This is a genomic window from Candidatus Flexicrinis affinis (assembly GCA_016716525.1).
GTDB lineage: Bacteria > Chloroflexota > Anaerolineae > Aggregatilineales > Phototrophicaceae > Flexicrinis > Flexicrinis affinis.
Genome location: JADJWE010000001.1, coordinates 965,578 through 991,993, shown reverse-complemented (window position 1 = coordinate 991,993; position 26,416 = coordinate 965,578). Strand labels below are relative to the sequence as shown.

Below are 26,416 nucleotides of genomic sequence, written 5' to 3'. Positions count from 1 at the left end.
CCGCGTGCGGTATCTCCGGGGGAAAGTAACAGACTTTGCGTGTACTGATTACGGGTTCAGGCGGCTTCGTAGGCCGGATACTCACCCGCTGGCTTCAGGACTCTGCTCCGGATACCAAGCTGTTCGGAACTCAGCTTCCCGGTGCAGGTGCGGGTCCGGACGGCATTACGTGTTATGAGGTCGACCTGTGTCAGCCAGCCGCAGTGCTCGATCTCATCACCGAGGTGCGGCCGGAACACATATATCATCTCGCCGGTCAAGCCTTTGTCCCTCGGTCCTTCGAAGACCCGTGGGAGACGATCGAGAACAACGTCCGCGGGCAGTTGAACCTGATCCTCGCCTGCCTCAAAGTAGACATCCGCCCGCGACTGCTGATCACCAGCTCGGCCGAAATCTACGGCGAGGTCAAAACGTTCCCGACCGACGAATCCACCCCGCTCATGCCGACCAGTCCGTACAGCGTGAGCAAGGCCGCGCAGGATCAACTGGCGTACCAGTACTTCGTCAGCCACGACATGCCGACGCTTCGTGTCCGCGCATTCAATCATATCGGCCCCGGCCAAAGCGATCGGTTCGTCGCGCCAGCGTTTGCCATGCAGATCGCGCGCATCGAGGCGGGGTTACAGGACCCTGTGATCAGCGTCGGCGATCTGACCGCCCGGCGCGACTTCACAGATGTGCGAGATGTCGTGCGCGCCTATACGGCACTGATGGAGCGCGGGGTGGCTGGCGAAGCATATAACGTCGCGTCCGGCGAAGCATACAGCATCCAATACGTGCTCGATACGCTACTGGGTATGTCGAGCAAACACGTCGACGTGCAGGTCGATCCAAGTCGCCTTCGTCCCAGCCCAATCCCGGTGCTGCAAGGCGATGCCTCCAAACTGCGCCGCACTACCGGTTGGGCGCCCCAGATTTCTTTCGAGAGCAGCCTGCGGGACGTACTGGAAGACTGCCGTACCCGCGTCAAAGGAGAACACGCATGAGTAAGCGCGCCTTGATTACCGGAATCACCGGTCAGGACGGGTCGTACTTGGCCGAGTTCCTGCTGAGCATGGGATATCAGGTCTACGGACTTGTTCGGCGCACCAGCACCGTGCGCTACGAGCGCATCCGTCACATCCAGGACCAAGTCACGCTGGTGCCGGGGGACATGAGCGATCAGACCAGCCTGACCCGTGCCTTGCAGGACGTGAAGCCCGACGAGGTCTACAACCTTGCCGCGCAGAGTTTCGTCCAGACATCGTGGAGCCAACCGGTCTTCACCGGTGACGTCACCGCGTTGGGTGTTACGCGAATGCTCGACGCCATCTTGATGGTCAACCCCGCAATCCGCTTCTATCAGGCTTCGAGCTCCGAGATGTTCGGCAAGGTGCAGGAAGTCCCTCAGACCGAATCCACCTCGTTCTACCCGCGCAGCCCATACGGCGTCGCCAAGGTGTACGGCCACTGGATCACGGTCAATTATCGTGAGAGCTACAACCTGCATGCTTCCAGCGGAATCCTGTTCAATCACGAAAGCCCGCGCCGCGGCCTTGAGTTCGTAACCCGCAAAGTGACTTATCATGCCGCCAAGATCAAACTCGGTATGGCTAAAGAGCTGCGCATCGGAAACTTCGACTCCCAGCGTGACTGGGGCTTCGCCGGGGATTACGTGCGCGCGATGTGGCTGATGCTGCAGCAGGACACGCCGGATGATTTCGTCGTGGCGACCGGCCAGACGCACAGTGTGCAGCGCCTGTTGGAGCTGGCATTCGATGCCGTCGGCCTCAAATGGCAAGACTACACGGTGCAGGATCCCGCGTTTGTCCGCCCTGCCGAAGTCGACCTGCTGATCGGTAATCCGGAAAAGGCTGGCCGAATCCTCGGCTGGGAACCGCAGGTCACGTTTGAACAACTCGTTCAGATGATGGTCGAATCCGACCTTGCGGCGCTCAAGAGCGGCGAACTGACGTAAGGATGAACGCGTCTGAAAGCACGTCGCGCGCTCTGCCGCCGATGATCGACACACACATTCACCTCAACTTCGACGCCTATGACGAGGACCGCGACGCGGTCGTCGCGCGTGCTGCCGCTGTCGGCGTCACGCGGTGCATCAACCCGGGCGTCAACGTTGACACGAGTCGCACAGCGGTCAGCCTTGCGGCAAGATACCCCGGCGCTGTTTATGCCGCGGTCGGCTATCACCCGAACGATACGGCTGGCTTTGAGACGTCGCGGCTGGACCCAATCCGGGAGTTGGCCTCTTCGTCGGGCGTCGTTAGCATCGGCGAGATCGGGCTCGACTACTATTGGAACAAAAGCCCTAAGGACGATCAGATCGCGGCATTCGAAGCGCAGCTTGAGCTCGCAGCCGAGCTTGGCCTGCCGGTGATCATCCATAACCGCGAGTCGAGCGAGGACGTCGTTCGGATTCTGGAGGCTTGGGCCGGCAGCCTCGGCGGAGTGCTGCGCGACGCTCCCGGCGTACTGCACTCAGTCTCTGCGCCGCCGGAGCTCGTTGAGCGCGCGCTGGCGGCGGGTTTCTACATCGGCTTCACTGGCCCGATCACATACAAGAACGCCGATCAGACCCGACGTATTGCGGCAGACGCCCCGTTGGATCGAATCCTCGTAGAGACCGACGGGCCGTTCCTTACGCCGGTGCCCCATCGCGGCGAGCGAAACGAACCGGCATATATCCCACTGATTATCGAGCGGCTTGCGTCGGTCAAACAGATGACGCCTGCGCAGATCGCCGAGGCCACGACCGCCAACGCCGAGCGCCTGTTTCGGTTTTCGTAACGAGGCGGTTGGTTGAATATCGTAGGACGTGCTACCGTGCCTAGCAACGCTGGGCAAGCGATGAACTGGGGCAGTGTCTCATCACTCATCGCTTACAGCTTCTAGTTTAGCGGGGCGCAGGCCGCAGTCGCAGATACGCGCGCGACAGCCCGAAGATTGCTGCGAAGATGACGGTCATCGCAAGGACGATCGACGGGCCAGCAGCGATGTCCAAATGGTACGAGAGCAGCAGGCCAATCACACCGCCGATGACGCCGAGTGTCGCTGAGATCAACATCATGTGATGCAGCCGCTTAGCCATCACCTGAGCCGATGCGGCCGGCACAATCAGCATGGCGAGCATTAGCGCAATTCCGACCACACGCAGGCTGGCGATGATCGTCACGGCGATGAACGCAAGGAGGATCAGTCGCAGGGCCTCGGCGGGCAGCTTGAGTGTCCGCGCGAGGTTCGTGTCGAAGCTGATGATCTGAAGCTCCTTGTACAGCAGCAGCGTACCGGCCAGCACAATCACGCCACAGACCGCCATGATGACAAGGTCTTCACCCTGAATGCCCAGCACATTGCCGAACAGGATGTGCACGAGGTCGCGCCCGTAGGCCCGGCTGTCGTGGCTGATGATCGCGATCCCTAACGCGTACATCGCAACAAACACAATGCCGATAGCCGTATCTTCTTTGAGGCGTTCGCGGCGTGTTAGCCAGCCGATGCCGACCGCTGCGATAATCCCGGCGATCAACCCGCCAAAGAACAGGTTGACACCGACGGCTCCCCCGGTCGTGATGTAGCTGATCGCCACGCCCGGCAATATACTGTGGCTCAGTGCGTCACCAAAGAACGACATACCGCGGACGACCACATAACATCCGATGACGCCGCTGATGATGCCGACCATGACGACGGCGATCAGCGCCCGCTGCATGAATTCGTACTGCAAGGGCTCGAAGAACTGCCCCATGATCATCCGGTTCCTTTGGTGCCTAACAGCACCCGTGTTCATCGACTGTGATCAGCGTGTGGTCGCCGTCGTGCATGATGCTCACGCGCGAACCGTACGCCGCCTTCAGGTGCTCGGGCGTATACACTTCGGCAGGCCGGCCATACGCGATCAGCGTGCGCTTGAGCAGCAGAAGCTTGTCAAACTCGGAAAGCGCCAGCTCGATGTCATGGGTCGCGACCATGACAGTCACGCCATCATCGCGAAGCCGGTCCAACGTGGCGAGGATCTCCTCGATCGTCGTGACGTCCACGCCGTTGAACGGCTCATCCAACAGCAGCACGTCGGCGGATTGGGTCAAGGCGCGAGCGATGAACACGCGCTGTTTCTGTCCGCCGCTGAGTGCACCGATACGCCGGTCGATGTGCTCCAGCATGCCGACTTGGTCGAGCGCGTGGCGCACGGCGTCCCAGTCATCGCGGCGCGGCCAGCGCAGCCAGCCAATGCGGCGCGCACGCCCCATCATCACAACGTCGCCAACCGTCGCGGGAAACGTCCAGTCGACAATGTTGACCTGCGGCACGTAGCCGATAAGGTCGTGGCTCGACCGACAGTCGCGGCCCAACAACGATATCTGACCGCTCGTGAACGGGATGACACCGGCAATCGCTTTGAAGAGCGTGCTCTTGCCTGCCCCGTTCGGCCCAAGCACGGCGACCCGCTCGCCGCGCTGCACCTCGAACTCGATGCCGCTGATCGCGCGCCGGTCGTCAGGGTAGCCTGCCGAAACACCTTCGACCTTGAGTGCCGGTAGGGTTGCGACTGCGTGGTTGTGCATGTCGATGACGAGCCTCAAGTCGTGACTAAGGAGCGAGCGCGTCCGTGATGGTCGTGAAATTATAGGCCATGTAATCGAGATAGGTAGCGGCAGCACCGTCCGCATCGCTCAACGAGTCGGTGTACAACGGCACGATCGGCACGCCCGTTTCGGACGCGACCTGCTCGGCGACCCGAGACGCGACCGTCGTCTCCACGAATATCGCTTTCACGCCACTTGAACGAACCAGTTCGATCAGCGCGGCAAGGTCTTGCGCGGACGGCTCCGCCAGCGTCGATCCACCCGGCAGCACAAATCCGACGAGCTCAAACTCGTATGCCTCGGCGAAGTAGCCCAACGTCTCGTGGTTCGTCAGCAGCACGCGATCTTGCGGGGGTATCGCGACAAGGCCGGCTTCGAGTTCAAGCCGCGCCAGATCATCAATCGCATAAGCATATTCCTCGGCATTAGCCGCATACTGGTCGGCATTGCCGGGGTCGAGAACGCCGAGGACCTCGCCGATAAAGAGCGACCAGTAGAACACGTTACGCGGATCAGACCACACGTGCGGGTCGCAGACTCCGTGTTCGACATCCGCATTCGGTCCGGACTCTGCGTCACTGTGCGAGCATCCGGCCTCGAAGAACCGTGGACGGTTCAGGTCTACCGGGACCCGCACCGAGCCAAGACCCATCGCCTCCTTGAGGCTGTCGACATCGGCTGTCTTGGCGTCAACCGCGTCACATATGCTTTCAATGTCAATTCCCATTGGCGACTTCGCCGTAGTAGTCTCGTCATGCGCGTCTACATCGGATGCAATGCCGAAATAGCGCACCTGAACACAGTCGGAGGCTTCGATCACGGGAACGTCCGGCGCGGCGCCTGCGATGGCGTCCAGCAGTTGCTCCTCGAACCCGCCACCGGCGACGAAGATCACGTCCGCCTCGCTGAGTGCCGCGAGATCGCGTGCCGACGGTTCGTAGCCGTGCGGATCGGCACCGACTGGAATTAACGACGAAACGTCCGCCTGCCCAAGCGTGACGTTTTGGACCACGTCGGCGAGAATGCTGAAGCTGGCGACAACGGTCAGCCTGTCCGATTGCCCGACGACAACAAAGCTGTACAGGCCCATCACAAGCAGAACAGCCAACCCCATGACTCGTTTCATCGTGTTACCCTTATTGAGACTGAGTATCGTTTGGTTCAGTATAGGTTGACCTTTAGACGCCGTCAAGGCAGGGCGCGCTTACCTTGACGAAACGAGGGCGTTCCTCTACAATGGCCGCCACTTGTCCCGTGGGAACCAAGTCGATTCGTCATGTTTGAAGGCCTCAGCAAACGTCTGCAAGAGACGTTTGACCGCCTCGGAAAAGGCGGCCGCATCACCGAAAACGACCTCAACACGGTCATGCGCGACGTGCGCATGGCTTTGCTTGAGGCCGATGTCGCGCTGCCGGTCGTCAAGGACTTCGTCGGCCGCGTGCGCGATGCCGCTGCTGGCGCCGAGGTCCATAAGGCGCTGCGGCCTGCCCAACAGGTTGTCAGAATTGTCCATGACGAACTGACGACTACTCTTGGCGAGCCGGGACGGCTGAACTTCTTCAGCGGCACCAAACCCCACGTCATCATGTTGGTGGGTCTGCAGGGGTCGGGCAAGACGACTACCGCCGCGAAGCTCTCCGTGCACTTGCGCCGCGAAGGCCGTCAACCCTTCCTCGTCGCGTGCGATACGTACCGTCCGGCCGCTGTGGACCAGTTGGTGACGCTGGGCAAGCAAATCGGAGTGCCCGTCTACGAAGAAGGCACGAGCGCCAAGCCGATCGACATTGCGGTGCGCGGTCTTGCCGCCGCCAAAGCCGCAAACGCGGCGGTGTGCATCATCGACACCGCCGGCCGCTTGCAGATCGACGACACGCTGATGGCGGAGCTCGAGGAGATCAAGCGCCGGACTCATCCGGCCGAGGTCTTGCTCGTCGCCGACGCGATGACCGGTCAGGAAGCGGTCAATATCGCGCAGGGCTTCAACCAGCGCGTCGGGCTCACCGGCCTGATCTTGACCAAGATCGACGGCGATGCCCGCGGTGGTGCGGCGATCTCCATGCGCGCGGTGACGAGCGTGCCGATCAAGTTCCTCGGCACGGGCGAGAAGATCGACGGATTCGAGGTCTTCCACCCCGACCGTCTGGTCGACCGCATTCTCGGCATGGGCGACATGATGACGCTCATCGAAAAGGCGGAAGCCGAGTTCGATGAAGACGAGGCCGAGAAGCTGGCCAAAAAGATGCTGCAGAACCAATTCACGCTGCAGGACTTCCTCGAACAGCTTCAGCGGATCAAGCGCATGGGGCCGATCGCGCAGATCCTCGGCATGATTCCGGGCATGAGCAAGCTGCAAATGGCCGGCCAGATCGACCAGCAGGATCTCGACAAGCGGCTCAAGCGCGTCGAGGCCATCATCAACTCAATGACTGTGAAAGAGCGCGCCAACCCGAAAGTGCTCAACGCGAGCCGCCGCAAGCGAATCGCCGCCGGCAGCGGGACGCAGGTGCGCGACGTCAACGAGGTACTCAATCAATTCCAGCAGATGCAGACCATGATGGGGCAACTGCGGAAGGGCCGCATGCCGAAGGGCATGCCCAATTTACTCGGTTAGGACAATCTGCAGCCCCACGCTGCGATCGTGTTCAGAAGGAGCAAGTACAAGCATGTTGCGAATCCGTTTCCAGCGTGTCGGGGCCAAGCGTCAGCCGGCTTACCGCATCGTCGTCACCGATCAGCGCCAGAAGCGCTCGGGCGGTATCATCGAGAACATCGGCTTCCATAATCCGCGCACTCGTCCCAGCACCGACGTGGTCGATAGCGCCCGCGCGCTGTACTGGCTGAGTGTCGGCGCCCAGCCGACCGAGGCAGCGATCAGCGTAATGAAGCGCACCGGGACGTGGGCGCTGTTCGAGCGCATGCGCAAAGGCGAGTCGACGGACGCGCTGATGGCCGAGGCCGCTGCGATTCAGCCGACCGAGGTCGACCCGAAGACTAGCTACCCCGCCCCGGTTGGCTCGCCGGCAGCCAAGGCAGCCACTGCGACCAGCGACGACGCTGGCGAGGCAGAAGAAGCGTAACGCTTCATTCTCCGTGTGTAACCCGATCTGCGCGGCGCCGAAGCACGCTGCTGTCGCGGCCCGCGCAGATTCGTACCCAAAGGATGTCAGATGGAAGACGATTTGATCCGCCTTATTGCGCAATCGTTGGTCGATTCGCCGGACGATGTCAACGTGCGCCGCAAGGAGACAAGCGGCTCGGTGATCGTGCATCTCAAGGTTGCATCGGGTGACATGGGCCGTGTGATCGGCAAGCAGGGTCGCATCGCCAATGCCATGCGTACGCTCTTGCGCGTGGTGGCTCCGGCCGACAAGCGGGTAATCCTCGAGATCGATTAAGGCGCTGCAGTCATGGCGCCTCCCCGGCCCCTCAAGTACCTCCAGATCGGCGAAATCACACGCCCGCACGGTGTTCGCGGCGAGCTGCGGATGCGCGTCATCACCGACTACCCCGAACGAATTCCGAAGCTCAAGCGCGTGTTTCTCGGTGAAGGCCCGTTCGACCCGAGTCCTCGCCCCTACACGATTCGTTCTGTCCGCCCGCATCACGATCTCGCGCTTCTCACGCTAGACGGCATCGACGATCGCGACGAGGCCGAACGGCTGCGCAACATGGCCGTGTTGGTGTCGATCGAGGACGCGATCCCGCTTGGCGAGAACGAGGTCTACCTGTTCGAGTTGATCGGCATGCGCGTGGTCACCGAGGACGGAGCCGACATCGGAGAAGTCTCCGACATCATCGAAGCCGGGCCGAACGATATCTATGTCGTCCGCAGCGAGCAGCACGGCGAGTACACCATCCCCGACGTTCCGCAGTTCATCCTCGGCATCGACAAGGCCGCCCGCTGCATTCGAGTGCGGCTGATCGAGGGGCTGCTGCCAACGTGACGTCGTTGGACGAGCGCGCGTCTTGGCTCGCGTTCAGCCGGGTTCGCGGCGTCGGCGCAGCGCGTGCGCACTCGCTTGTGCAGCAGTTCGGGTCGCTGCTAGCCGCGTGGAATGCCTCTGAGCGAGATCTCCGCGAATGCGGGCTGCCGCAGTTCGTCGTTCGCAGCGTCCTACAGGCCCGACGCGATATCGACGTCCCCGGCGAGGTCGCCCGCGTGCAGCGGCTTGACGCACGCTTCGTGACGCTTGCAGACGAAGAATACCCGTACCTCCTGCGCCAGATTCCCAACCCGCCGATGGTGATCTACGTGCGAGGCGAGTTGACCGATGCCGATCAGCGCGCGCTGGCCGTGGTCGGTACGCGCAAGGCCACGCGCCTCGGCGCAGAAACCGCGCGTGCACTGTCCACCGACGTCGCACGCAGCGGGTTCACGATCGTCAGCGGATTGGCGCAAGGCATCGACTTCGAGGCACACACAGGCGCACTCGAGGCGGCTGGCCGCACGATCGCCGTGCTGGGTACTGGCATCGACATGATCTACCCACGCCAGCATACGCGCCTTGCCGACGACATCACGCGCAGCGGCGCGCTCGTGACCGAGTTCGCGCCCGGCACGCCGCCGGACGGGCAGAACTTTCCGCGTCGCAACCGGATTATCAGCGGTCTCTCGCTCGGCGTGCTGATCGTCGAGGCCCCGGAACGCAGCGGTGCGCTCGTGACGGCCACCGCCGCCGCCGAGCAGGGGCGCGATGTATTCGCGGTGCCTGCCAGCCTGAACAACGTACAGGGTCGCGGCTGTAATCGGCTGATCCAAGACGGTGCCAAGCTGGTGATGAGCGCGGCCGACATCCTGTCCGAGCTTGCGCCGTCTATGCAAGTCGTTGAATCGCGCCGGACCATCAGCGCGGTTGCGCCGGACGACCCGTTCGAGCAGCAGGTGTACACCCTGCTACGAGGCGACCCGCTGCACATCGACGATCTCGTCCGCACACTGGGATGTGACGTTGGGGAGGCGCTCGCGGCGCTCACGATGCTCGAGCTAAAGGGACTTGCACAATCGGTGGGACCCATGCAATATTGCGCTCTAACCTAGTTCCATTCTCATACGTCTGCTTCAATGGATAACTTCTACGCCATGATTCTGGCGGGCGGCGGGGGAACCCGTCTGTGGCCGCTCAGCCGCAAAAGCATGCCTAAGCAAATGCTCGCCCTGACCGACGAGCGCAGCTTGTTTCAGGCCAGCATCGATCGCCTGCGCCACATGTTCGATCCGTCGCGCATCATCGTGGTAACGGGCCGCGCGATGGTCGACGGCCTACGCTCGGATGCGCCGCATATCCCGGCCGAGAACTTCATTGTCGAACCCAACGGGCGTGACAGCGCCGCCGCTGTCGGGCTGGGCCTGACACACGTCGCGGCGCGCGATCCAGATGCGACGGTCGCAATTCTGACCAGCGACCACCATATCGGGCGGCCGGACCTTTTCCGTTCCGTATTGAGCGCCGCCGCGAACGTGGCGCAGCACGGGCACATCGTGACGCTTGGAATCACGCCAACCTACCCCGCCACGGGCTTCGGGTACATTCATCAGGGTCACCGCCTCGGCGATTTTGACGGTTGGGCAGCTTACCGGTCGCTCGGCTTCAGGGAAAAGCCCGATTACGAAACCGCCCTTTCGTTCGTCGCTGATGGCGGTTACAGTTGGAACTCGGGCATGTTTATCTGGACTGTCCGTAAGGCCATGCAGGAGTTCGAGCGTCAGCAGCATGAGATGTACGAAGGGCTGCAGCGGATCGGTCAAGCGATTCACACCGATAAGTACGATTCCGTCCTGAACGACATCTGGGACAGCCTGCCCCGCAAGTCGGTCGACTTCGCGGTGATGGAAGGTGCGCAGGACATCGCAGTCATTCCGATCGATATCGGGTGGAGCGACGTCGGCAGTTGGTCTTCCCTATTCGAGGTGCTCCCGCACGACGACGATGGCAACTGCATTCGCGGCGACCGCGGCGAAATCATCCTGATGGAATCGCACAACACCTTGATCGTGAGCAACAAACTGACGGTCGCATACGGCGTCGAGGACCTAATCATTGTAGACACGCCGGATGCACTGCTGGTATGCTCGCGTGAGCGGGCACAAGAGATCCGCAGGGTGGTCGACCGGCTCAAGACCGACGGTCAGGACCGCTATCTGTAACCACGCTGCTCGGCAAGCGTGAGTGTCAACACCCGTCAATTCAGTGAGGATCACTTCCATACATGGAAGCCTATTGCTTTAAGTGCAAGACCAAGCGTGAAATTCAAGCGCCTCAGGCCATCTTCATGGACAACGGCTCGCCGGCGACGTCCGGGACGTGTCAGGTGTGCGGGGGCAAGCTGTTTCGCGCAGGTCGCACCGATGCGCACGAAGGCATGACTGCGCCGCCAAAGAGCAAAGCCGCTAAGCCAAGTCGCGCCGCATCAAAGAAGTCGACGAGCAAGCCCAAGACGGCAAAGTCGTCATCGTCGGCGCGCAAGGGCGGCAGCAAGGCCGCGGCGTCGAAAATTGCTCGCAAGAGTGGAACTTCGGCGAGCAAGTCAACGACATCGAAGTCGAAGTCCAAATCGAAATCGGCGTCCACACACAGCAAGAACGGCGCGCCGTCGTCATCCCCGTCGGGGCGGCGCAGCGGCAAGCTCGTGATCGTCGAATCGCCGGCAAAGGCCAAGAGCGTCGGCCGTTACCTCGGGCCGGGGTACGTCGTAAAGGCATCGAAGGGTCATGTTCGTGACCTATTGAGCAGCAGATTGTCGGTCGACCTCGAAAACGACTTCGAACCGACGTACCGCGTACCGAACGACAAGCGCGACACCGTCGCCGAACTCAAACGCGCGGCCGACTCCGCCGCCGAGATTTACCTCGCGACCGACCCGGACCGCGAAGGCGAAGCGATCGCGTGGCACCTCATTAACGCTGCCAACATGGAAGAGAACCGTGTTCGGCGCGTCGTCTTCAACGAGATCACCGAGTCCGCCGTGAAAGACGCCTTTGGGCAGCCACGTTCGGTCGATATGGCGCTGGTCAACGCGCAGCAGGCCCGACGCATCCTCGATCGGATCGTCGGCTATCAGGTGTCCGAGCTGCTGTGGGAAAAGGTGCGCGGCCGTTTGTCGGCTGGGCGCGTCCAAAGTATCGCACTGCGGCTGGTGGTCGATCGCGAGCGCGAGATCGAGGCGTTCGTCACCGAAGAATACTGGACGATCGACGCCGAACTGCGCAAACAGCGCCCCAACGGCGCCAAAAGCGACCGGCCATTTCTTGCGCGCCTGATCAAGATCAACGGCGAAGACCCGGGGCTGACATCGGAAGGTGACGTCAAGCCGCACGTCGACGCCTTGAAGCGCAGCACGTATGCGGTCAAAGACGTCGTCGTCGGCACTATGCAGCGCCGCCCCTCCGCGCCGTTTACGACCAGCACGCTTCAACAGGAGGCATCGCGCCGGCTCGGATTCAACGCGCGCCGCACGATGTCGGTCGCTCAACAGCTTTATGAAGGCGTCGACCTCGGCAAGGCTGGGACCGTCGGCCTGATTACGTACATGCGTACCGACAGCACGACGGTCAGTTCCCAGGCACAGCAGGAAGCGCGGACGTTCATCTCGAACCGCTACGGCAAGGACTTTATGCCGGCGCGCCCGCCTGTGTACAAGACCAAGGCCAAAGGCGCGCAGGAAGCGCACGAGGCAGTCCGCCCCACCAGCGTTCTGCGCGAACCGTCGGCGCTCAAGGGGACGCTGTCCAGCGATCAGTTCAAGCTCTACAAACTGATCTGGGAGCGCTTCCTCGCCAGCCAGATGTCGCCGGCGGTGTATGACACGCTCCGCGTCGACATCTCGGCAGGCCCCAACGCGGCAGACCGCCCTTATCTCTTGCGGGTAAGCGGGCGCACCATGAAGTTCGCCGGGTTCATGGCACTGTATCAAGATTCCCGCGAGGAGGATGCGGCGCAAGACGACGACGAGGGCCGCATCATCCCGACCATGACGGCGGGCGAGATGCTCGATCTGCTTCGCGTGGTGCCTGAGCAGCACTTCACGGAACCACCCCCGCGCTATACGGAAGCGACGCTGGTCAAGACGCTCGAAGAATACGGCATCGGCCGGCCGAGCACGTACGCCCCGATCGTGGGCGTCATCCAAGACCGAAACTACGTGGAAAGCCACCAGAAGCGACTGGTGCCGACCGAGGTCGGGCGTGTCGTGAACGATCTGCTGGTGAAGTACTTCCCGGACTTTATGGACTACCAGTTCACGGCCCGCATGGAAGGCCAACTCGACAGCGTTGCCGAAGGCGACATGGAGTGGGTCCCCGTCTTGCACGGGTTCTACGACCAGTTCGCACGCCACCTGCAGCAAGCGCGCGATCACGCGCCGCGGACGCAGCCGGTCGAGAAGATTGGCCGGATTTGCCCGACGTGCAACACTGGCGACCTGATCATCAGACACGGCCGCTTCGGTAAGTTCATCGGGTGTTCACGCTACCCTGATTGCAAGCATACCGAGCCGTATATCGAACGGACTGGCGTAACCTGCCCGCAGTGTGGGCTTGAGCACGGCGGCGAACTCATCCAGCGCAAGGCAAAGTCCGGACGCACGTTCTACGGCTGTTCGCGCTACCCAGACTGCAACTATACGGCGTGGCGGCTTCCTTCGCGCAAGGGACGGCAAGCCGAGCCCGAACCCGCTGGCGAGTTTACACAACGCAAGCGCAAGACCGCGGGTTAGTCCCGCGGTCTTTTTTGTAGCACGCCTGAGATGGCAGTATACTAACCTCTGTTCGCTTGCGCTTCACGCGCTGTAGATCCGCAACGCGATTTTGGAGAGACACCGCTTATGAAGGGTTTACGTCAGTGGCTGATCGACTCGTACAATGGCGTGTACGTCATCGTACTGAAGCCGCACATGCCGACGATTGTCACGGTCGTGGCCCTCGTCCTCGCCATGTTGTTCGGGTTGTTCTGGGGTTACGTGCTCAACCCGGTCCGGTATTATGACGGCGCACCTCACCAACTGCGGGAAGAGTGGCGCGACGAATGGGTGAAGCTCATCGCCGCGGCAAAGGCCGCCGAGATCTATAACGACGCGGACATTCAACGCTATCTGGCACTGGTCGAAGACCCCGCCGGCACAGTTGAACGACTCATTGTCGAAACCAACGAGAGCGTACAGGCGGCGCTCATCGAATTACGCCCGTTAGTGTACAACAGCGACGGTTCGCCGCTGCAGGGACGTGAAGCTCCGAAACCCGGTTCGGCGATCAGCGATGTTCTGATGTTACTGCTCGCAATCGTCATCACGATCGTACTGGCAGTGATCGTGTCGATCGCGTGGCGTATCCTGATCAAGCCGAACGTGGTGCTGCCGATCCGCGAGGCGCTCCGGCCAAAGACCGAAGAGGACATTCAGCGCAAAGCCAATATCGAGGCTATGCGCGCACGACGGCACCAAGAAGAGGAAATGCGTCGAGAGGCGGCCGCCGCCGCTCCGACCAATCCATATGGTGCGGCGCTGACGCAGCGCTTGTCGGTCTACACCAAAGGCCGGCAGTTCGACGACTCGTTCGCCATCGAGAATGCCGACAAGGTGTTCTTCGGCGAGTGCGGCGCGGCGATTGCCAAGAAACTCGGTAACGATGTCGCAGCAGTCGAAATCTGGCTGTTCGACAAAGAGGATTTCGTAAATCAGATCGCTAAAGTATTCGCGTCGGAGAAGGCTTACAGCACGCCGGAAGTGCGAACCGAGCTTGAGGAGAAGGTCAAGGATCCGGCCGCCGACATCGTCCTCGCCCAGCCCGGCACGATGGTGACACTTGAGACCGATCGCATCCTCGTACAGGCAACGCTGCTCGAGGTAACGCCGACCGCGACCGCGCCAAACTCCACCTTCGACAAGCTGACGATCAAGATGGAGGCGTGGCATAAGGGTACCGCCGCTGTCCCCTCACCAGCCACGGCCCCGTCGCCAGCATATGTACCGGCGCCGGCACCGGCGCCGGCACCGGCGCCAGCACCTGAACCGATGAACTACGCGCCGATCAGCGCGCCTGCGCCCAGCCCGTACGCGCCGCCGCCTGTGCCACCGTACACCCCGCCGAGCCAGACATCATCCGGCACGGTGTACACTCCGCCGATCGTCGCTCCGCCTCCACGGCAGGCGCCCCCGCCCCGACAACCGGACCCAACGCCGTTCGATGATGATCCGTTCGGCGGGACGGCCGACTTTGACCCGCTCGACGACTAAACGAAAACGCCCCGCATGAACGCGGGGCGTTGTGTTCTGCGCTTCGGTGACAGCTAGCTGATGGCTTTGATCTTGAACACGATCTTTCCACCCGGCGCCTCAACGGTAACCTTCGATCCTCGCTTGTGACCGAGCAGCGCAGCACCGATCGGGCTTTTAGCCGACAGTTTGCCGTCGCTCGGGTTGGCCTCGGCGGCGCCTACAATGGTGTAGGTTTCGTCGTCGTCGATTCCCGCCTCTTGAATGGTCACGGTGCTGCCCACGCGGACCACGTCGGACGGCCCGTCGTTTGAGATAATCTGCGCGCGGCGCAGAACATCCTGCAGGTACTGGATTCGCCCCTCCATGAACGACTGCTGTTCCTTGGCGTCATGGTAGTTCGCGTTTTCCTTGAGATCGCCATCTGCGACAGCCTCTTTCAACCGCTGCGCAAGCTCGGGCCGACGGAGGGTGATAAGGTCCTCCAGTTCCCGGCGCAAGCCCTCGGCGCCTTCGGCAGTTAGGAATACTTCATCGCTCATGGACGTACCTCTTGCAGGTCTGCTTCTCGTTATGTCGTAAAAATGGATAACGCTATTGTAAACGTGTTGACTAGAAACAACAACGTCGGCCCTCCGGATGGCCGTCGACGTGCGCGGCAAGGCGTAGTTCGGCTATACTCCAAGGAAATCAGGAGGTATTTGCACATGAACGCACGAACCGTAGTCAGGTTATTGGCGCTCCTGTCGATGGTGCTGCTCGTCATAGGCACGGTGAGCGCGCAGGGGGAACCCGCGTTCCGCATCGGAATCCTTGACGCGCCCGACGGACCGTTGTCCGCTGGCGCACAGCTTGCCATCAATCAGATCAACGCGGCCGGCGGGTTGCGCGGCGCAGACGGGCAGCAGTATCGCCTGGATGCCGTAATACAAGGCCCTGATGTTCAGGGTTCGCTGTCGACGGCGATCGGGAACCTCACCAATGCCGGCGTCGTCGCGGTGGTCGGGCCGACCACAGGCGACCAAGTACGAGACAACTTGCTGGCCCTACAAAACATGAGCGTGCCGGTGCTCACAGCTGCCATCGACGATACGCTGCTGGCGAACGAAAGCACCGATCGTCTGTTCCGCGCGCGGTCGGCGGAGCAGCTTCACGGGCAGGCCCTCGCCAACATTATCATCCGTGATTTTTCGATCACCGATATGCAGACCGTCCTGCTCGATCCCAGCGGCACCGCGGGTCAGGTCGGCTTCGCGCTGGCCGTCCGTCAGCTCGGCGCGCAGCTCGGCACGGCGATTATCTTCGACCCGGCCAATGAGACCGTAGACAACCTCGTCCGGCGCGTCACTCAGCGGACGCCGCAGGCGCTCGTGCTATATGGTGCGCCAGATGTCGCCAACCAGTTCTACATCGGGCTGCGTGCCGCTCAGTACAGCGGAATCGTGGCGTACGGCGGCGCCGAAGATCCGGAGTTTCGCGCCGGCCTATCGCCTGCTCTTCTAGACGGGCTAATCGCGCCGCTGAGTTGGTCGTTTGCGCTCACCGATGAGGCCAGCGAGCAGTTCGTGCTCGATTTCGCGCGGGCAACCGGCCGCGTTCCGGGCGCGCTGGAAGCGTCCGGCTACGACGCCGTGTTGTTGATCGCAGCCGGGCTGCAGCGCCCGCAGTCGCTTCAGGAGAGCATCCTTGCGCTGACCAGTATCGCCGGTGCGCAAGGCCCCCTGTCGCCGTCACGATTGCCGCTCGGCGAAACGAGCGACAGCGTCGCGGTCGTACAGTTCACGGCCAGCGGCGGCGCTCAGGTGTTGGCCCGGTTCGAAGATGGCATTCGCGTGGCGGAAGCGGGCGATGGCCGGCCACCCGTCGTAATCGCAACGCCGACGCCTCGCCCGACCAACACGCCGACCTTCACCCCCACGCTCGACGGCGTCTACGCGACGGTCGTCAGTCAGGTGCTGAACGTCCGCACCGGGCCGAGCACAATCTACGACATCCTCGGCCAGCTTCGCAACGGTGAACAAGTGCGCTTGATCGGCGCAAACCTCGACCTGACATGGGGTGTGCTGAACTTCCGCGGGCTCCAAGGCTGGATCTCGCTCGCGCCTAATCTCGCCACCGTGGCGGGCGATCTGCGGACCCTGCCGGTCATCGCTGCCCCGCCGACCCCCACCCCCGGTCCGACTAGCACGCCAGCGCCGACCGCAACCCCAAGCCAACCAGATGTCGTGGTGCTGAGCGCCGTGCCGGCTGTGATTACATGGGGCACGCTCACGAACGTATCTGTGACGGTGCAGAACGCTGGCGCCGGACAGACCGGGCAGGTCGCGTTTGCGGCCAGCTTCGAGCCGGGCGCAGTTTTTGCCGGGATCACGATACCAGCGCCGGGTCTGGGCTCGGGCCAGTCACAAGTCGTCAACCTGCCTGTTACTCTGTCGGGAACGACCGGTTTCTACTCGACGGTGATCGTCGCAGACCTCAACAACGAGGTCAGTGAAGGGCCGGGCGAAGGGAACAACGGCAGCTTCATCTTCAACTACAAGCTTGACCGGGCAACATCCAGCGCCGGGTCGATCACCCTCAACAGCGGCGTAGGCATCAACCTCGACGGCCTCGGTGGAGACGACCTGTTCTTCAGCGGCGGCACGATGTCGGCGCCGGGCGTGTGTTCAGCCGATACGGCAAGCTGCATTGGCGCGCTGACGGTGGGTCTCGACTTCAACTCGGCGCACCACGATGCAATCTCGTCGGCTAACGGCGTCAGCTTGAATGCGCTGGGGCTGGCGTTCGGCCAGACCGTCGGGTTCATCACGGATGGCGGCAAACGCGGCGTGCTGCGCGTCGACGCAGTCAGCCCGGGCAGTGTAACGTTCTCGTACCGAGTGTATATGTAGGCTGTAACAAGGGCGGCGGGTTCGCCTTGCCGTCACCATCGTTTTCGAGTGCGTGCCAGAGGTCGACCTCTGGCACGCGTCGTTTCTGTACCTACGCCACTTGCGCCGCTATTTCAATTTGCCCATATACTCTTGGTGTTGGACATCATCTGAGGATCCACGCTATGTACGGCTCACGGGTCATCGTCTTTGTCGTTACGCTACTCGTCTTGATCGGCAGCGTTCGTGCGCAAGAGCCGCGCGTCGCCCCCGCCAACGACAGCTTTGCGAACCGACGCTTGCTGACGGCCCGCGAAGTGATGAACGCAACCATCGTAATCGGAAGCGCGCAAGACGCGACGACACAGACAGGCGAGCCCGCGCCGTCGTGCGGGGCAGCATCCGACACGGTGTGGTTCGAGATCAATGCGCCGTTCCAGATCGACTTGGTCGTGGATACGTACGAAAGCAGCTTGAACGGCGGCGCATCGAACAACACGGTTATCGCAGTCTACCGGGCTATCCTCCCCACCCCGACGTTAGGGAGCTTGCTGGAATACTACTGCTCAACGGGCGGAAGCGGTGCAGGATCGTTCACGTGGGTTCCGCTAGGAGCCGGAAAGTCGTACTTACAGGTCGGATCTCAAGTCACCCTCAGCTCGGCAAGCAGTTATTCCGTCGAGTTCGGATCGCGCTATCAACTCCTTACGAACACCGATTTTGGCGACACCGTCAAGGTGCTCGCCCCGTGGACGGTCGGCGGGACGAATACCGCAGGTGACAAGGTTGTCTGCAAGGGCGCGCCGGTCGACTGCAAGTTTCGTTTCAAGACCGGCCCGGGTGAATCCAGCAGCCTCAAGTACAAGCTCACTGGACTGAGCGGACTTCCCCACGACACCGGCCCGACACGCTATTCCGAGTTTCACCTGTCGGTCGATCACGATACCGACCGCGCGCAGACGGACGCAACCGCGTCGGTCAAGGTGAAGTTCCTCGACGGCAGTAAAGACAAGGGTTCGCGCAGTCTCGATCAAGTCGGTGCCATTTTTGTCGATCCGCTCACCGGCGCGACGCCCGACAAGGTGATAGTGAAGATCAAGCACACCGGAACGTCGGGTGAGCCACTTTACATCAACGAAGTGCTGCTGCGTTACGCTCCGGGCGCGACCGGGCGCGGCGTGCTGCCGGTCCCTGCAGGGCCATAGCGTTCGCCGCAATCTCGTGAAGCGCTTCGTCTTGGTTCTGCTAGGGCTGTGCACTGGTTGGGCGCTCGCCGCTCAGCCGGCAGATTCCCGGTCCTTCTACCTCGGTTTCACGCCGTTTCCGCACGAGATCAGCGTGGACGCGGTGCGCTATGCGTACGACCGGATCGCGGAAGACGCGGACCTGATCGTCCATCACTTCGACAACGGTGTTCCGTGGCCGGAAGCACTGGCCGACGAGCCGTTCGCGCAAGCGGTTCAGGATGACTGGGCGCTGCGCCGGAGCTTGACGCCGGATACGCACAAGGTGATGGTGACGTTCACGCCGATCAACTTCCTACGTGACGGGCTGGCGGCATACCGAGGCGTACAGGAGGATATGCCGCTGCCATCGCCTTTTGACCGCTACCGGTTCGATCATCCGGATGTCGTCGGCGCCTTTACAGCCTACGCCGACCGCATCATCGCCTTCTTCGAGCCTGATTTCGTGCTGTTTGGCATCGAAGTGAACCTCTTGGTGAAACTGCGACCCGACCTGTGGGACGCCTACATGGTGCTTCACCGCGCGACGTACGAGCACCTGAAACAGCGCTATCCCGACCTTCCGGTAATGGTCTCAGTCACCGGTATCGATCTGCTTGATGGCTATACGGACGCCAATCATGGCGACCAGATGCGTGCCTTAGCGGATATCGCCGACTATACAGACATCGTCGCGCTCTCGATCTATCCGTACATGACGCGGTTCATGACACAGGGTATCCCGCATTCGATCTACGATGAACTCGCCGAATTGATCGATAAGCCGATGGCGGTTTCGGAAACCGGCTATCCGGCTCAATCCTTTGTTATCGACGTTGGCGTTCCGATTCAGCTCGATGGAACACCCGAGCTGCAGAACGAATGGATCACGCTTACGCTTGCCGCCGCCGCACAGTACAGGTTCGCATTCGTCGTCAACTTTGTACTGCGCGACTACGACACGCTTTGGGAACAGATTGGTGGGCGAAACGACTTGACGATCGCGTGGCGCGATACCGGGCTGTATGACGAACGCGGGCAACCTCGCCCGGCCTTAGCGACGTGGCGCGCCTGGCTACAACGTCCTATCACACCCTAATCCGGCCCGGTCGTGCGAATCCGCGTGTTTTCCGGCGGCTGATGCTAGCGCATCTTTCATAGTGTGACTTATGATATAGATAAGGGATTATCGCGACGCGAAAGCCACACCTGATGAAGAAGAAGTCCTTCCGGCCGCATCGGTCTGCGACCATGCGAGATGTCGCTGAATTGGCCGGGGTATCCCAGCCCACGGTATCGCGCGTTCTCAATAAGGCAAACACCAACATTTCGATCAGCGACGAGACGCGTACGCGTGTCATGGCGGCGGTCGCTGAACTGAATTATCACCCCAACGTGCTGGCACGCAGTCTGCGCACACAGAAGACGCAGATGATCGCGGTCATGGTGGCGCATATCTCCAACAGCTTCTACCACCCCATCGTCGCGTCGATACAAGACGTCGCGACGTCATACGACTATGACGTAATGATTGCGAATACCGATCATGTGCACCGCAACGAAGTGCACTTCTGCGAGGCAGTCACGCGGCGGCCTGTCGACGGCGTCATTATGGTCCCGATTCACTTGCGGACACCCGACCTCGCGGAGTTCATCGCCCGCACACAGACCCCTGTGGCTGTGCTCGGCGATCAGATCGATCACCCGCTGATCGACGTCGTTCACTACGACGATCAAACATCGCTTGCCGACGCGACGGTTTGGCTAGCCAACGGGCGCGGGCATCGGCGCTTTGGTTTGATTGGTGTCGGCGACGATATCGATGCTGGCCGGCGTCGAGTGACGGCTATCAACGGCGCACTGACAAGGCTTGGGCTGACGATTCATCCCGAGCATGTCGCAATTGGGGACTTTACAATCGAGAGCGGAAAGCGTGCCGCCAGCCAGCTCCTGCAAGCGAGCGAGCTTCCCTCGGTGGTCATCGCGTTGAACGACTTGATGGCGATCGGCGCCATCCTCGGCTTTCAGGCGGCGGGGCTCCGCGTTCCGGAAGACATCGCCGTCATGGGTTTCGACGACATCCCCGAAGCTAGTATCGTTCGCCCTGCATTGACCACAATCGCGCAGGACTCGGTCGAAATCGGTCGCAAGCTCGCCGAGAGCCTATTTCGGCGAATCGCGGACCCCGGAATGCCGCGGTCATGGCTGTCCGGCAAGACGAGACTGATCGTCCGCGACTCTACATAGAAGCTTTCCGACGCACTGCTACAAACCATTCGGCATGGACAGCGGCTGTTTGACAGCACCCGCATCGCGCCGTAGAATCCAATGCATACGATTTCATGGCGATGCCATTCGACGCAGCGCCAAAAATGCTTGGAGTACTTACGAATGAAACGCAGATCGTTCCTAAAAGGCGGCATGCTCGGGTTGGGTGCGCTGATTGGCGGGCGTGCAGCAGGGTTCCTGCCATTCGCGGCAGCGGCGCAAGGCGCGGAAGAGACTGGCGCGTTGGACATCAGCGGGGCCATCATGAACGTGCACGATCCGGTGATGATCAAACACGGCGACTACTATTACCTGTTTCACACTGGTACTGGCGTCCCCATGAAACGTTCGCCCGACATGCGTACGTGGCGCGTCGCACGGGGCGGCACGGTCTTCCAAGGCAATCCTGAGGAGGTCTTCTCATGGGTGCCGGGAGCGACTGATATCTGGGCGCCGGACATCTCGTACTGGAACGATCGCTATCACCTCTACTACTCTGTGTCGACGTTCGGCTCAAGCCGGTCGGCGATTGGGCTGGCGACCAACCTGTCGCTGGACTATGCAGACCCGGACTACGAATGGGTGCACCACGGCATCGTGGTCAAGTCCGACCACAACTCGAACTGGAACGCCATCGACGCCAACCTCGCTCTGGACGCAGACGGCATGCCCTGGCTCGTGTTTGGCAGCCACTGGAGCGGGATCAAGATGATCCGCCTCGACTACGACACGGGCCTGCAATCGGCCGAGGACGACACGCTGTACGACGTCGCCTCGCGCGCTGAACACCCGCGCGCGATTGAAGCGCCGTTCATCATCCGCCGGGGCGACTACTACTATTTGTTCGTGTCGTTCGATCAGTGCTGCAACGGCATCAACAGCACCTACAACGTGCGTGTGGGGCGCTCGGAGTCGATCACGGGGCCGTATGTCGACCGCGACGACATCCCGATGATGGAGGACGGCGGCACTCAGATACTATGGCCGCAGGGGCGCTGGCGCGGGCCGGGTCACAACGGCATTTTCAGTGTAGACGGTAACGACTACATCGTCTACCACTCTTACGATCAGGTGCAGGGCGGAATCTCCACGCTGCGCATCGCTCACCTGCTGTGGGACGACGAGGGTTGGCCCTACGTGCCCGGCATGGGGCCGGAGGATTAGGCCGTAATCAGCCAAAACTAGCCAGTTGTGCCGATCGGAACCCTTGCCGCACCCGCCCATCCATCACGCAGCTGTACGCGTGTGCCATTGGCTGTATGTGCGGCAAGTCGCGCGCGTGCGGCGTCGATCTCCGACTTTGCGTAATTGGGCAACCACTGCGCCTGCGCGACGAGTAGGTCGTCAGTCATCTGCCACACCTCTTCGGTGCTGCAGACTGCGCCGATCAGCGGGTCGTGCAGCATGGCCTGTTTCAACAGCGTGACGTCGCCCCGAACTGCCGCCTCCATCCCCATCTGCTGCACCCGCACGCTGGCCGCGCAAGTCGCTGCGCACGCCAGCGGGAGATCACCAACCACCGGCATAGAGATGCCGTTGAGGTCGACGTAGCCCGGAATCTCGATCACGCACCCATCCGGCAAGTTCGTGATGTGGCCGTGATTGACGACGTTGAAGTGTCCGCGGTAGATACGCCCTGTCTCAAGACCTTCGATGATGTACGATCCGTGTTCCTCGCTGCGGATCGACGGGCTGATCTTCGGCGGTTCTTCCGCCATCCACTCTGGGAATTCCGTTTCGAACCACGTACGGCGTTCCGTACATTCGCGCAGGTAACCGCCCGTTTCGCCGTTAATCCAACTTGATAGGTCGATCCATTGAGGGATCTCGTCGACACGCTTGCGGTACCAAGGGACGTATTCGCTGAGGTGACCGTTCGATTCGGTGCTGTAGTAGCCGAACCGGCGCAGCATGTCGATCCGCACCTTCTCGGTCTTGCGGTACTCCGGGTGCACCTCGAACAGGTCGAGCAGGCGGGGAACCATGTCCATGCCGTGCCACTGCACCTTGATATACCACGTCTGGTGATTGATCCCGGCGCAGACAATGTCGACATCCTTGCGTGTTACCCGTTCGTCGGAACCGATTAATCCTTCGGCGTGCGCCCACCGTTCGATTACCGCAGCGATCTGGTGATGCCCGTGCTGGACGCCGTGACACAACCCGATCGTGTTCACACCGCCGTAGGCATTGCACGCCCACACATTCATGGCCATCGGGTTTGAGTAATTGAGGAACAGCACATCCGGCTTGGCGACCTCGCGGATATCCTTGCAGATGCCAAGGAGTACCGGAATCGTGCGCTGGGCATACATCAACCCGCCAGCGCACAGCGTATCGCCAACGCATTGATCGACACCGTACATAAGCGGGATGTCGATATCGATCTGAAACGCGTCCAACCCGCCCTGCCGGATCATGCAGATGACGTAATCGGCGTCAGCAATCGCCTCGCGCCGATCGATCGTTGTGTGGATCGTCGCGGGCAGGTCATTGGAAGCGATATCACGCCCGCACAGCCGGGCAACCATATCCAGATTGCGCGCGTTGATGTCCATCAGCGCAAACTGCGTATCGACCAGCTCTGGCACGGCGAGAATGTCGAGTATCAGGCGGCGCGTGAAGCCGATCGACCCGGCCCCGATCATAGCGATCTTGATTGGCATGTCGCTCTCCAGAGGCGTCCGCCTCAGCGGCTCAATTGATATCGACGATGATCTTGAGCACGTTGTCTTCGTAGTGCGTGTTCATCTCGAACGCACGCGGTACGTCGTCCAGCGTGACGTGATGCGATACCAGATCATCGACATCGAGCGCACCGCTAGTGACCAACTTGATCGCTCGTGGATACGTGTGCTTCATGCGGCGCGCCATCATGATCGACAATCCTTTGCGCCGTGCCGTGCCGTGCCGCATATGGAGCTGGTCATCACCGGGGATACCCACCAACACGACCCGCCCGCCCACACGTGCCATGTCTGCCGCCATCTGCACGGAATGATCGGCCCATGCGGCTTCGAAGACCACATCGACTCCGCGCCCGCCGGTCGCCTCATGCAAAACGGTGACGGGGTCGACCTCATCAACGTTCCACACGGTTGCGCCGGTCTCGCGCGCTTTCTCGACTCGCCACGGGAACTTGTCGAACGCGTAGACCGGCGCCGATCCAGCCAGCTTCGCCAGCCTCAGGATGAGCAAGCCAACCGGCCCGCACCCGATCACGGCGACGCTGTCGGCCACGCGCAGATGGCCGAGGTCGACGGCATGAATGGCCACGCCGAGCGTCTCCAGCAGTGTACCCGCGCCGTTACTGATTGAATCGGGGATCGGGAAGCAGTTGCGCGCGTGCACGATCATGCACTCGCACAGCGCGCCGTTAGTTGGATAAACGCCGTAAAACGTGTGGTTCGGGCACAGGTTGGGGTGGCCCAGCTCGCAAATTTCGCAGTGCATACAGGGCGTCGACGGATCGACGGCGACGCGCTGGCCGACGTCCAGCGGCTGATGATGCCCACCGATCGCACCCTCACCGACGGCGAGGATCTCGCCCATGAACTCATGGCCGAGGATCAGCGGCGTGTCGAACGTGGTATCTCCGATGCGGGCGTCCTCGTACATGTGCAAGTCCGACCCGCAGATTCCCACCGCGCCAACGCGAATTAACACATCCCCGTGGCCAACTTCACCCGGATCGCTCAATGCGTCAACGCGAATATCACGTGCTCCGTGAAGCCGTGCTGCTCTCATGGTCACTGCTCCTTACAACTCAGCGCAGTGTCAAGGCCACGACGGAGGCGGCCGGAAGCTGCGTGCGAATGTGTGTGCCGTCTTCGATCACCGCGCCGTCAAAGCGCCTCGGCGTCACGCGGGAGGGTTCCTCGAACGTGTTGTGTGCGGTGATGTGATCGGCCGACAGCTCTACGCCGCTGACCAGCGTGGCCGACATGCCGGACAACTCGATGTCGAGTTGAGCGGAGTCTCCTGCATGAAGATTGGCTAACGTGATCAGCACATCGCCGTTCCCCGCGCGCGAAGCGCCCGCGCTGATCCCAACCAGCGGCGCGCCGTCCACGTCGATTGTACGTGTTGCCAGCTCATAGCTCAGTGCCGTGGCGTCCTGATGCCCTTTGAGCATGTCGAACACGTGGAACGTCGGCGTGTAAACGAGCTTTTCGCTCTTGGTCAGAAACAACGCCTGAATAACGTTCACGGTCTGCGCGATGTTCGCCATCTGCACACGTTCGCAGTGGTCCTGAAAGATATGCAGTGTCAGCGCGGCGACAATCGCATCGCGCATCGAGTTCTGTTGGTATAGAAACGCCGGATTGGTGCCCGGTTCGACCGGATACCACGCGCCCCACTCGTCCACGATTAGCCAAATGCGCTTGTCCGGATCGTATTTGTCCAGCACCGCGGCGTTCTTGGCGACGACACCGTCTATGTCACTCGCCAGCTTGAGTACCTCGTACCACTCTGCCTCGCCAAACTGCGTTGCCGAGTGCCGGGGCTGATTCGGCAGGTACACGTAATAGTGGATGCTCAGGCCGTCGGTGCGCACGGGATGGCGCCGGTTCATGATGCGGTCCATGAAGATCGCGACGTCTTCCGCGTTGGTGTCGCTGCCGCCCAGTCCGCTGGCGATCCGCATCATCGGCGTTTCGCCGTAGTTCTTCATGAAGTTGTGATACTGGCAGTACAGGTCGGCCATGTATTCGGGCGTCATCAGGCCGCCGCAGCCCCAGTTCTCGTTTCCGATACCCCAGAACGGGATTGACCACGCTTGCTCGCGACCGTTGGCTCGCCGCTCGTTGGAGAGCGTGCTGTCGTAGTTCGAAGTCAGGTATTCGATCCAGTCGCGCATTTCCTGCACGGTGCCGCTGCCGACATTGCCGCCAATGTACGGGTCGCAGCCGATCTGCTCGCACAGATCCAGAAACTCGTGCGTTCCAAAAGCATTCGTCTCCGGCGCGTTCCCCCAGAAGTTGAGCCGCAGCGGGCGCTGCGCCTTCGGTCCAATGCCGTCACGCCAGTGATACACATCGGCGAAGCATCCGCCCGGCCAGCGCAGATTGGGCGCCTTGATCTGGCGCATGGCCTCGACGATGTCGGAGCGCATGCCGCGCACATTGGGGATTGGCGAGTCTTCGCCGACGTAGATACCGTCGTAGATGCACGCCCCGAGGTGCTCGGCAAAATGTCCGTAGATGTGCCGATTGATCTTGCCCACCGGCTGGTCGGCGTAGATTTTGAGTGTGTTCACCGTTCGGCT

23 protein-coding genes are annotated in these 26,416 nt (G+C 61.5%); 16 read left to right on the top strand and 7 right to left on the bottom strand.

The window, feature by feature from the left end:
• The first annotated feature begins 35 nt into the window (after positions 1–35).
• Genes IPM16_04180 through IPM16_04170 form a run of 3 tightly spaced genes read left to right on the top strand, consistent with a single transcriptional unit; the run spans position 36 to position 2,784 of the window.
• On the top strand, positions 36–986 hold the full coding sequence (locus IPM16_04180; protein MBK9122308.1) for a GDP-mannose 4,6-dehydratase: 951 nt from the start codon (positions 36–38) through the stop codon (positions 984–986).
• The gene (gene gmd, locus IPM16_04175) at positions 983–1,957 is read left to right on the top strand and encodes a GDP-mannose 4,6-dehydratase (GenBank protein ID MBK9122307.1); all 975 of its coding nucleotides are present in this window, start codon (positions 983–985) and stop codon (positions 1,955–1,957) included. The genes IPM16_04180 and gmd overlap by 4 nt, the downstream gene beginning before the upstream one ends.
• A gap of 41 nt (positions 1,958–1,998) precedes the next feature.
• Positions 1,999–2,784, top strand: coding sequence for a TatD family hydrolase (locus tag IPM16_04170; GenBank protein ID MBK9122306.1), 786 nt, complete (start codon positions 1,999–2,001; stop codon positions 2,782–2,784).
• 106 nt (positions 2,785–2,890) lie between these two features.
• On the opposite strand, the gene IPM16_04165 is transcribed toward IPM16_04170, so the two are convergent.
• The 3 genes from IPM16_04165 to IPM16_04155 are packed head-to-tail and all read right to left on the bottom strand — an operon-like array spanning position 2,891 to position 5,706.
• Positions 2,891–3,742, bottom strand: coding sequence for a metal ABC transporter permease (locus IPM16_04165; protein MBK9122305.1), 852 nt, complete (start codon positions 3,740–3,742; stop codon positions 2,891–2,893).
• Positions 3,743–3,764: 22 nt separating this feature from the next.
• Positions 3,765–4,559 carry a metal ABC transporter ATP-binding protein gene (locus tag IPM16_04160; protein MBK9122304.1) on the bottom strand — a complete coding sequence of 265 codons (795 nt, stop codon included), beginning with the start codon at positions 4,557–4,559 and terminating at the stop codon, positions 3,765–3,767.
• Positions 4,560–4,584: 25 nt separating this feature from the next.
• Positions 4,585–5,706, bottom strand: coding sequence for a zinc ABC transporter substrate-binding protein (locus tag IPM16_04155; GenBank protein ID MBK9122303.1), 1,122 nt, complete (start codon positions 5,704–5,706; stop codon positions 4,585–4,587).
• A gap of 150 nt (positions 5,707–5,856) precedes the next feature.
• Here IPM16_04155 and ffh point away from each other — a divergent pair, with 150 nt between their 5' ends.
• The 8 genes from ffh to IPM16_04115 all read left to right on the top strand — a co-directional run bounded on the left by ffh (position 5,857) and on the right by IPM16_04115 (position 14,807).
• A complete protein-coding gene (gene ffh, locus IPM16_04150) occupies positions 5,857–7,191 on the top strand; it encodes a signal recognition particle protein (GenBank protein MBK9122302.1) in 1,335 nt (444 codons plus the stop codon).
• A 52-nt stretch (positions 7,192–7,243) separates the two neighbouring features.
• A complete protein-coding gene (rpsP, locus tag IPM16_04145; protein ID MBK9122301.1) occupies positions 7,244–7,657 on the top strand; it encodes a 30S ribosomal protein S16 in 414 nt (137 codons plus the stop codon).
• 90 nt (positions 7,658–7,747) lie between these two features.
• Positions 7,748–7,975: a KH domain-containing protein gene (locus IPM16_04140; GenBank protein MBK9122300.1), complete on the top strand. Its 228-nt coding sequence runs from the start codon at positions 7,748–7,750 to the stop codon at positions 7,973–7,975.
• A gap of 12 nt (positions 7,976–7,987) precedes the next feature.
• The gene (gene rimM / locus IPM16_04135) at positions 7,988–8,524 is read left to right on the top strand and encodes a 16S rRNA processing protein RimM (protein MBK9122299.1); all 537 of its coding nucleotides are present in this window, start codon (positions 7,988–7,990) and stop codon (positions 8,522–8,524) included.
• Positions 8,521–9,618, top strand: coding sequence for a DNA-protecting protein DprA (gene dprA, locus IPM16_04130; protein ID MBK9122298.1), 1,098 nt, complete (start codon positions 8,521–8,523; stop codon positions 9,616–9,618). Before rimM ends, dprA begins: the two co-directional genes overlap by 4 nt.
• Before the next feature lie 24 nt (positions 9,619–9,642).
• Positions 9,643–10,725: a mannose-1-phosphate guanylyltransferase gene (locus tag IPM16_04125; protein MBK9122297.1), complete on the top strand. Its 1,083-nt coding sequence runs from the start codon at positions 9,643–9,645 to the stop codon at positions 10,723–10,725.
• 62 nt (positions 10,726–10,787) lie between these two features.
• Positions 10,788–13,292 carry a type I DNA topoisomerase gene (topA, locus tag IPM16_04120; GenBank protein ID MBK9122296.1) on the top strand — a complete coding sequence of 835 codons (2,505 nt, stop codon included), beginning with the start codon at positions 10,788–10,790 and terminating at the stop codon, positions 13,290–13,292.
• A gap of 108 nt (positions 13,293–13,400) precedes the next feature.
• Positions 13,401–14,807 (top strand): hypothetical protein, encoded by a 1,407-nt coding sequence (locus IPM16_04115; GenBank protein ID MBK9122295.1) that lies wholly within the window; start codon positions 13,401–13,403, stop codon positions 14,805–14,807.
• Between the two features lie 53 nt (positions 14,808–14,860).
• On the opposite strand, the gene greA is transcribed toward IPM16_04115, so the two are convergent.
• The gene (gene greA, locus IPM16_04110; protein MBK9122294.1) at positions 14,861–15,328 is read right to left on the bottom strand and encodes a transcription elongation factor GreA; all 468 of its coding nucleotides are present in this window, start codon (positions 15,326–15,328) and stop codon (positions 14,861–14,863) included.
• A gap of 165 nt (positions 15,329–15,493) precedes the next feature.
• Between greA and IPM16_04105 the strand changes: the two genes are divergently transcribed.
• The 5 genes from IPM16_04105 to IPM16_04085 all read left to right on the top strand — a co-directional run bounded on the left by IPM16_04105 (position 15,494) and on the right by IPM16_04085 (position 22,311).
• The gene (locus IPM16_04105; protein MBK9122293.1) at positions 15,494–17,677 is read left to right on the top strand and encodes an ABC transporter substrate-binding protein; all 2,184 of its coding nucleotides are present in this window, start codon (positions 15,494–15,496) and stop codon (positions 17,675–17,677) included.
• Between the two features lie 164 nt (positions 17,678–17,841).
• Entirely contained in the window at positions 17,842–18,861 is a 1,020-nt protein-coding gene (locus tag IPM16_04100; protein MBK9122292.1) for a hypothetical protein, read from the top strand.
• A gap of 16 nt (positions 18,862–18,877) precedes the next feature.
• Complete coding sequence (locus IPM16_04095; protein ID MBK9122291.1) at positions 18,878–19,978, top strand: hypothetical protein; 1,101 nt, start codon at positions 18,878–18,880, stop codon at positions 19,976–19,978.
• A gap of 113 nt (positions 19,979–20,091) precedes the next feature.
• On the top strand, positions 20,092–21,126 hold the full coding sequence (locus tag IPM16_04090) for a LacI family DNA-binding transcriptional regulator (GenBank protein MBK9122290.1): 1,035 nt from the start codon (positions 20,092–20,094) through the stop codon (positions 21,124–21,126).
• A gap of 144 nt (positions 21,127–21,270) precedes the next feature.
• Entirely contained in the window at positions 21,271–22,311 is a 1,041-nt protein-coding gene (locus IPM16_04085; GenBank protein MBK9122289.1) for an arabinan endo-1,5-alpha-L-arabinosidase, read from the top strand.
• Positions 22,312–22,328: 17 nt separating this feature from the next.
• Here the strand turns inward: IPM16_04085 and IPM16_04080 are convergent, their stop codons facing one another.
• The 3 genes from IPM16_04080 to IPM16_04070 are packed head-to-tail and all read right to left on the bottom strand — an operon-like array spanning position 22,329 to position 26,407.
• A complete protein-coding gene (locus tag IPM16_04080; GenBank protein ID MBK9122288.1) occupies positions 22,329–23,813 on the bottom strand; it encodes an alpha-glucosidase/alpha-galactosidase in 1,485 nt (494 codons plus the stop codon).
• A gap of 31 nt (positions 23,814–23,844) precedes the next feature.
• Positions 23,845–24,894 (bottom strand): alcohol dehydrogenase catalytic domain-containing protein, encoded by a 1,050-nt coding sequence (locus IPM16_04075; protein MBK9122287.1) that lies wholly within the window; start codon positions 24,892–24,894, stop codon positions 23,845–23,847.
• Positions 24,895–24,913: 19 nt separating this feature from the next.
• Positions 24,914–26,407 (bottom strand): alpha-N-arabinofuranosidase, encoded by a 1,494-nt coding sequence (locus tag IPM16_04070; GenBank protein ID MBK9122286.1) that lies wholly within the window; start codon positions 26,405–26,407, stop codon positions 24,914–24,916.
• Positions 26,408–26,416: the final 9 nt, after the last annotated feature.

What these genes read in the sequence shown, in the direction of transcription:
- gmd (MBK9122307.1), top strand. Translation starts at nt 983, where the DNA reads ATGAGTAAGCGCGCCTTGATTACCGGAATCACCGGTCAGGACGGGTCG.
- IPM16_04170 (MBK9122306.1), top strand. Translation starts at nt 1,999, where the DNA reads ATGATCGACACACACATTCACCTCAACTTCGACGCCTATGACGAGGAC.
- IPM16_04165 (MBK9122305.1), bottom strand. Translation starts at nt 3,742, where the DNA reads ATGGGGCAGTTCTTCGAGCCCTTGCAGTACGAATTCATGCAGCGGGCG.
- IPM16_04160 (MBK9122304.1), bottom strand. Translation starts at nt 4,559, where the DNA reads ATGCACAACCACGCAGTCGCAACCCTACCGGCACTCAAGGTCGAAGGT.
- IPM16_04155 (MBK9122303.1), bottom strand. Translation starts at nt 5,706, where the DNA reads ATGAAACGAGTCATGGGGTTGGCTGTTCTGCTTGTGATGGGCCTGTAC.
- ffh (MBK9122302.1), top strand. Translation starts at nt 5,857, where the DNA reads ATGTTTGAAGGCCTCAGCAAACGTCTGCAAGAGACGTTTGACCGCCTC.
- rpsP (MBK9122301.1), top strand. Translation starts at nt 7,244, where the DNA reads ATGTTGCGAATCCGTTTCCAGCGTGTCGGGGCCAAGCGTCAGCCGGCT.
- IPM16_04140 (MBK9122300.1), top strand. Translation starts at nt 7,748, where the DNA reads ATGGAAGACGATTTGATCCGCCTTATTGCGCAATCGTTGGTCGATTCG.
- rimM (MBK9122299.1), top strand. Translation starts at nt 7,988, where the DNA reads ATGGCGCCTCCCCGGCCCCTCAAGTACCTCCAGATCGGCGAAATCACA.
- IPM16_04125 (MBK9122297.1), top strand. Translation starts at nt 9,643, where the DNA reads ATGGATAACTTCTACGCCATGATTCTGGCGGGCGGCGGGGGAACCCGT.
- topA (MBK9122296.1), top strand. Translation starts at nt 10,788, where the DNA reads ATGGAAGCCTATTGCTTTAAGTGCAAGACCAAGCGTGAAATTCAAGCG.
- IPM16_04115 (MBK9122295.1), top strand. Translation starts at nt 13,401, where the DNA reads ATGAAGGGTTTACGTCAGTGGCTGATCGACTCGTACAATGGCGTGTAC.
- greA (MBK9122294.1), bottom strand. Translation starts at nt 15,328, where the DNA reads ATGAGCGATGAAGTATTCCTAACTGCCGAAGGCGCCGAGGGCTTGCGC.
- IPM16_04105 (MBK9122293.1), top strand. Translation starts at nt 15,494, where the DNA reads ATGAACGCACGAACCGTAGTCAGGTTATTGGCGCTCCTGTCGATGGTG.
- IPM16_04100 (MBK9122292.1), top strand. Translation starts at nt 17,842, where the DNA reads ATGTACGGCTCACGGGTCATCGTCTTTGTCGTTACGCTACTCGTCTTG.
- IPM16_04090 (MBK9122290.1), top strand. Translation starts at nt 20,092, where the DNA reads ATGAAGAAGAAGTCCTTCCGGCCGCATCGGTCTGCGACCATGCGAGAT.
- IPM16_04085 (MBK9122289.1), top strand. Translation starts at nt 21,271, where the DNA reads ATGAAACGCAGATCGTTCCTAAAAGGCGGCATGCTCGGGTTGGGTGCG.
- IPM16_04080 (MBK9122288.1), bottom strand. Translation starts at nt 23,813, where the DNA reads ATGCCAATCAAGATCGCTATGATCGGGGCCGGGTCGATCGGCTTCACG.
- IPM16_04075 (MBK9122287.1), bottom strand. Translation starts at nt 24,894, where the DNA reads ATGAGAGCAGCACGGCTTCACGGAGCACGTGATATTCGCGTTGACGCA.